At 44.3% G+C, this 5,803-nt stretch carries 3 protein-coding genes and 2 pseudogenes; all 5 read left to right on the plus strand.

Translation table 11 applies throughout. From position 1 onward, the window contains the following. Nucleotides 1–153, plus strand: a pseudogene (locus AC1DWN_RS26160) (ATPase); the annotation flags it as partial. Next, nucleotides 150–2,465: a DUF5682 family protein gene (locus AC1DWN_RS26165; protein WP_477561826.1), complete on the plus strand. Its 2,316-nt coding sequence runs from the start codon at nucleotides 150–152 to the stop codon at nucleotides 2,463–2,465. The pseudogene AC1DWN_RS26160 and the gene AC1DWN_RS26165, both read left to right, overlap by 4 nt. A gap of 3 nt (nucleotides 2,466–2,468) precedes the next feature. Next, nucleotides 2,469–3,692: a VWA domain-containing protein gene (locus AC1DWN_RS26170; RefSeq protein ID WP_477561824.1), complete on the plus strand. Its 1,224-nt coding sequence runs from the start codon at nucleotides 2,469–2,471 to the stop codon at nucleotides 3,690–3,692. Nucleotides 3,693–3,987: 295 nt separating this feature from the next. Next, nucleotides 3,988–5,073 carry an aspartate-semialdehyde dehydrogenase gene (gene asd / locus AC1DWN_RS26175; RefSeq protein WP_477561825.1) on the plus strand — a complete coding sequence of 362 codons (1,086 nt, stop codon included), beginning with the start codon at nucleotides 3,988–3,990 and terminating at the stop codon, nucleotides 5,071–5,073. 548 nt (nucleotides 5,074–5,621) lie between these two features. After that, a pseudogene (locus AC1DWN_RS26180) lies at nucleotides 5,622–5,803 on the plus strand (hypothetical protein); the annotation flags it as partial.

Raw genomic sequence — 5,803 nt, forward strand, 5'->3', positions numbered from 1 at the left:
GAGGAAGATATTGCGGCAGGACTGCAGGGAGCCATTGTAAAGGATGAAGAGAAAGATCGTTTGGTGTGGAAAGAGTATTTGGATAATGTGATGAAGAAGCGAGGAGCGTCATGGCGGAGTCTGTACAACGCTTGTTCGGAGATGAACGGATGAACGACAGGCAGCAGCCTTTTCATGTTTTCGGAATCCGGCATCTATCTCCTGCGGGCGCTTATCATTTACGCGCTTTTTTGGAAGAAAAGAAGCCTACCGCCGTTCTTGTGGAAGGTCCTAGTGATGCAAGCGAATATATTTCGCAACTGGTCGCTCGCAATGTAGTGCCACCGGTTGCCTTGTTGGCCTATACGGATCAATTGCCTATAAGGACGCTCTTGTATCCTTTCGCGATATATTCTCCTGAATACCAGGCTTTTCTTTGGTCAGAACAGAACGGAGCTCATGCGGAGTTTATTGATTTGCCATCAGATATTTCGTTGTCTATGTACGAATCACGAAGACAGCGAACCGATGATGAGGAAGATAGTGCCGACCGAAGCCATATAACGACTCAAAATGATCTGTATGAGCGAATTGCCACACTTGCTGGAGAGTCGGATTATGAGTCGTATTGGGAGAGGTATTTCGAGCATGAAGCCAAAGTGGAGGGCTATAGGGAGAGCATACACTATTATTCCGCCCAAATGAGAGGAATATTAGAGCAGCAGGAATGGGAACTTGCACCAGCGGAGGCCGCATATAACGAAATCCGCGAAGCTTATATGCGGCGCAAAATAAAAGAAGTCGTTGATTCTGGACATGATCCCGACAAAGTTGTTGTCGTGACAGGAGCACATCATGTTTCCGCTTTGCTTTCGGATTTACCTTACATGAGCAATGAACAATTAGCAAAACTACCACGGAGTACAACCAAAATTACACTCATGCCATACTCCTACTATAAGCTGTCAACGCAATCGGGTTATGGGGCTGGAAATCATGCTCCCGCCTACTATGAACTGTTCTGGAGATGTCTGAAGAATAATGAGCTTAACAAGTTAGCGCCGTTGTATCTAACCCACGTAGTCACTCACATGCGTGAGCATGGTACTTACCGTTCAACGGCTTCGGTAATCGAGGGTGTCAGGCTAGCCGAGGCACTTGCCTCGCTGCACAACGGCCGTCTTCCAACATGGAAGGATCTGCATGATGCGGTAGTCATAACTCTCGGTAACGGCGAGTTGTCCGTAGTCGCCGATGCTTTAGCCCGGACCGATATCGGCACAAATATTGGAAGTCTACCGGAAGGTGTGAGTCAGACTCCCGTTCAGGACGATTTAAAGCGTGAGTTGAAACGTCTAAAGCTGGAGAAGTACAAATCAGTCATAGCAGCTGATCTTGAACTAGATCTTCGTGAGAACCGTCGTGTAAAGTCAGACGCGGCTGCATTTCTCGACCTAAATCGCTCTGTACTGCTGCATCGGATTGAACTTTTGGGAATTAGCTTTGCTAGGAAGCATAGAACTCGGCAAGATTCCGCCACATGGGCTGAGCATTGGGTGCTTCAATGGACACCAGAGTCTGAGATTCAGACGGTCGAGTCTACATTAAAAGGGGAGACTATCGAGTTAGCAGCTGCTTTTGTGCTTAATGAAAAGCTTGAGGCTTGCACGAGTATCGTAGAAGCCTCTCAAATGATTCGAATCGCCTGTGATTGCGGCCTGCCCACACTAATGGAACAAGCCCGAAGGACATTGCAACGACTAGCGGTCGATACAGGCAATTTTGTAGAAATAGCTTCTTCGGCCTACGAGCTGTCCGTGTTCATTCAATATGGATCGATCCGGCTAATAGAGACGGAGTCACTGGTTCCGCTTCTTCAGCAATTATTTTTGCGCGGAACTCTCTTATTAGTCGACACTGCACTGTGCAGTGAGGATGCTGCTAAAAATAACATCGATGCTATGAATGCCCTCCAAACAATTGCTCAAGAGCATTTTGATATTGTTGATGATAGGTTGTGGCGGCAGAAGCTATTAGAGCTTTCCTCACGCGATGACCGAAATGCGATGATGTCGGGTTTTGCATTTAGCATTTTGCTCGAACGAAATGAAGTGTCTGAGGACCAATGTGCTGCAGAGGTGTCTAGACGTCTATCTCCCGGTATTCCTGCTGACCTTGGTGCAGGCTGGTTTGAAGGACTCTCTTTGAGAAACCGTTATGCGCTGCTTTCCCGAGTCTTTCTGTGGAAACAGCTCGATGAATACATACATTCACTGGAGCACGAGCAATTTCAGCGTTCCTTGGTGTTTTTACGCAGAGCATTTAGCACATTTGAGCCGAGGGAAAAAGCATCTATTGCAGAGCTAATGGGTGATCTTTGGGGAATTGGTTCGATGGAGATCGGAGAAGTGCTTCAGCAGCCACTTACTGAGGAAGAAAAGGAGAAAATCGATGAACTCAATTCGTTTGATTTTGGCGATTTGTAAGCTATGACAAGGAATAATGATGAGCAAATAAAGAGATGGAGGCTCATTCTTGGTGCCGATGCCGAGCAGAAGCTGCAGTCATATGGCGGAGCTTCCGGCCCTTTGCTCGATGAGAAATCTAGGATGATGGATGAGGCACTAGCAGCTATCTATGACGGAACATCTGGTTATAGTGGTATAGACTCAAGCAGTTCGGCCTCCGCTGGCAGCAGGAAAACTGCTGGTTTAGGAACGTCATCTCCGAAGCTCGCCAAGTGGCTCGGCGATATCCGCTCGTTTTTCCCGCCGGATGTGGTGTCTATTATTCAGGCAGATGCCATTGAACGGAAGGGGTTAAAACAACTGCTATTCGAGCCTGAACTATTGTCTCAAGTAAAGCCTGATATCCAGATGGTGGCGACATTGATGTCATTGAAAGGCCTTATTCCTGAGAAAACGAAAGATACAGCTCGTCAACTCGTTAAAGTAGTGGTAGAAGAAATAACCAAGCGACTCACGGATGATATACGGAGGGCTGTAACTGGAGCATTAAATCGGAGACAGCATTCACCGCTCCCATCGGCCTCCGGACTCGATTGGAATACGACCATTCGTAAAAATTTGAAGCATTATGATCATGATCGGCAACTGCTCATACCGGAAAAGGTTTATTTTTTCGATCGAGCGCGAAGAAGTAAAGAGTGGACCGTTATTCTCGATATTGACCAAAGCGGCTCCATGGCCAATTCAGTCATCTATGCATCAATAGTTGGCTCGATTTTTGCTAGTATGCCTTCCCTAGACACTAAAGTCGTCGTATTTGATACTGAAGTCGTCGATCTGAGTGAGCAGTGCGCAGAGGATCCCGTTGACATGCTATTCGGCGTTCAGCTTGGAGGCGGAACGGACATTAATAAATCTGTAGCCTATTGTGAACAGTTTATTTCAGAACCGAAAAAGACGCTTTTCATCCTTGTTTCGGATTTATATGAAGGTGGAAATCGATCTGAGCTGCTGCGCAGAATGGCAGAGATGCAGCAAGCCGGCGTGAAGGCGATATGTCTGCTAGCTCTTTCAGATCAAGGCTTACCGGATTACGATGATTCAGTAGCTAAAAAGCTTGCGACCTTTGGCATTCCTTGTTTCGGATGTTCCCCAGATCGTCTGCCTGAACTAATTGAGGGAGCGTTAAAGGGATTAGATTTGAAGGAGATGGCTGATCGGTTAGGAAATGCCAAGAGTCTGTAACTTAGTTAATTAATATCTGAATTTCATTATGAAGTTCATATCGACTTCGAATTAAAGCATTCTGGCTCGGAGAAAAACACACGTATCGAGCGTAGCAAGTAGTGTTTTTGTGAGAGTGTGTATATACTATACACACTTTTTGTTTGCGACGAATACGGTAATTTTAGAAGAAAGTAATGAAAAATATCTATTTTATCTACTTTCTCTTATTGATGTACTAACATATATCCTTTATAATTCAGTAAAATGATAAGGCGCCATTATTCAACGCTTTTTGAAAGGATTTGAATATTAAATGTCAGAAAAACTTAAAGTTGGTATTGTTGGAGGAACAGGTATGGTTGGTCAGCGACTGGTACAGTTACTAGATCAGCATCCTTGGTTTCAAGTAACGGTCATTGCAGCTAGTGCTGGCTCTGCAGGTAAAACTTATGAGGATTCCGTAAAAGGCAGATGGAAGCTTTCCAGCGAAATTCCTGATGATGTGAAAAATATCGTCGTACAGGATGCATCGAAAGTGGAGGAAGTTGCCGCTAATGTCGATTTTATCTTTTGTGCTGTAGATATGAAGAAGAATGAGATTCAAGCGTTGGAAGAGGCATATGCAAAAACCGATACGCCTGTTATATCCAATAACTCGGCTCATCGCTGGACGCCAGACATTCCAATGGTTATTCCGGAAATTAATCCTGAGCATATTGAAGTTATTGCCGCGCAAAGAAAACGTCTCGGAACAACGAAAGGTTTTATTGCCGTTAAACCGAACTGTTCCATTCAGAGCTATGTGCCGGCACTTCATGCACTGCTGGACTTCAATCCAAAGGTTGTAGTTGCATCGACCTATCAGGCGATTTCAGGCGCTGGCAAAAACTTCACCGACTGGCCGGATATGCTGGATAATGTCATCCCTTATATTGGCGGCGAAGAAGAAAAAAGTGAGCAGGAGCCGCTTCGCATTTGGGGCAGCATTGTAAATGATGAAATTGTAAAAGCAAGTTCACCGTTAATTACAACGCAATGTATTCGCGTTCCAGTAACGGATGGTCATTTGGCTACAGTATTTGTATCCTTCGAGAACAAGCCTTCGAAAGAAGAAATTCTCGCTCGCTGGCAGCAATTCAAAGGACGTCCGCAGGAGCTTGGTTTGCCAAGCGCACCTAAGCAGTTCATTACGTATTTTGAAGAAGAGAACAGACCGCAGACGAAGCTTGATCGAGACATTGAGAACGGTATGGGCGTTTCAACAGGCAGATTGCGCGAGGATTCCGTTTACGATTTTAAATTTGTTGGACTATCACACAACACATTACGCGGTGCCGCAGGTGGCGCTGTACTGATCGCAGAATTGCTTAAAGCTGAAGGTTATATTCAGCCTAAATAAGCAAATTTTGTGGAATATATAGGTTGATATCAAAAGGGTTGATCTTCATTACGGAGGATCAACCCTTTCAATGCAGACACGTTACAGACTGTGAGAGAGAATTACGCTGAGCTTTTGGATTTGACTGTATTTCATACAATCAAAACTATATAAAAAATGACGAATTACACTTAGACTGTATTTCATCCAAGCAAAACGACCGTTTTGCAGACAAAGAGCCTCAAACTGTCATTTTGATTGTATGATATCCATTCAAACTCATTGAATTGTGAAAGTAACAGGTTTTGATTGTACGTTATCCATTCAAATCATCATCCACGGCAGTAATTAACCATATAAAATATTAATCATTAGGGCGCTATCTGCAGATAGCGTTCTTTTGCGTTGTCGAGGTTACACGTACGCGATTTTCATCTAGATGAACTTATTCATCATTATCGACATAAAGCCTAAATCAAAAAGAATTCATATGCGTACAAAGCCATATACATAGGTAAGTGTATTTTACTTATGGTTTAGTGGTCGTAGTAGTGGAGGAGGTGCATAGTTTGAATAGCTCGAAATCCAAGAGGCTCCTGGGTCTTATTACTGGAGTTGTATCCTTAAATATTTTCATATTATCACCTGGTTTATTAGGAATAGAAATAGGGGGCGACAGTGTCCTTGAGACGGCTTCAGGTGTAACCGTATTGTTTATAAGTTTTCTTGTGCTGCTATACGGGAGTTATGT

Source organism: Paenibacillus sp. P4_A7 (assembly GCF_056402455.1).